Origin of the sequence: Methylobacterium indicum, assembly GCF_001043895.1 — a bacterium.
Taxonomy (GTDB): domain Bacteria; phylum Pseudomonadota; class Alphaproteobacteria; order Rhizobiales; family Beijerinckiaceae; genus Methylobacterium; species Methylobacterium indicum.
In genome coordinates this window covers 1-741 of the sequence record NZ_JTHF01000405.1, presented here as the reverse complement: position 1 = coordinate 741, position 741 = coordinate 1, and the positions used below count along the sequence as shown (strand labels likewise).

Sequence of the window (741 nt, the reverse complement as noted above, 5' to 3'; positions counted from 1 at the left end):
CCCGGCGACCCGAAACCCCGCCCCCACCGCCACCCGCCTCACCGAGGCCGCCATGACGGCGGCCTCCGAGCGGATCGACTCGGCGACCCGCCTCGGCCTCCTGGCCGGGGCCGCCATGCTGCTCAGCCTGCTCGGCGCCGCGATCCTGCTGATGCTCAACATCCAGCGGCCCCTCTCGCGCCTCGTCGCCGTGCTCGAGCGCATGGCCGCCGGCGAGATCGACGCCACCATCGCCGAGGCCCGCCGCAACGACGAGATCGGCGCCCTCGGCCGCGCCGTCGAGAGCATCAAGGCGATGGTCGCCCGCAAGGCCGCCGAGGACCTGGAACGCCGCCAGATCGCCGATGCGGCCGCCGCCGCCGCCCGCCAGACCGCCATGACCGAACTGGCCGACGGCTTCGAGACCGCGGTCGGCGGCATCGTCGGCGCGGTCTCGTCCTCGGCCTCCGAGCTTCAGCTCACCGCCCAGTCGATGACCGCCACCGCCACCCAGACGGCGGCGCAATCGACCAGCGTCGCGGCGGCGGCCGAGGAGGCGGCGACGAATGTCGGCACGGTGGCGGCGGCGGCCGAAGAACTCGGCGCGTCGATCTCGGAGATCGGCCGCCAGGTCGCCGGCTCGGCGCAGCTCGCCCAGAAGGCGGTGTCGGAGGCCGACCACACGACGCAGTTCGTGCAGGCGCTCGGCCAGACCTCGGCGAAGATCGGCGACATGGTCGGGCTGATCTCGAACATCGCGAG

The 741-nt window shown here is 74.1% G+C and carries 1 protein-coding gene; it reads left to right on the top strand.

The features are described 5' to 3' along the window. The coding region (locus QR78_RS30815) for a HAMP domain-containing protein (RefSeq protein WP_048431447.1) at positions 1–741 on the top strand (741 nt) is incomplete at both ends.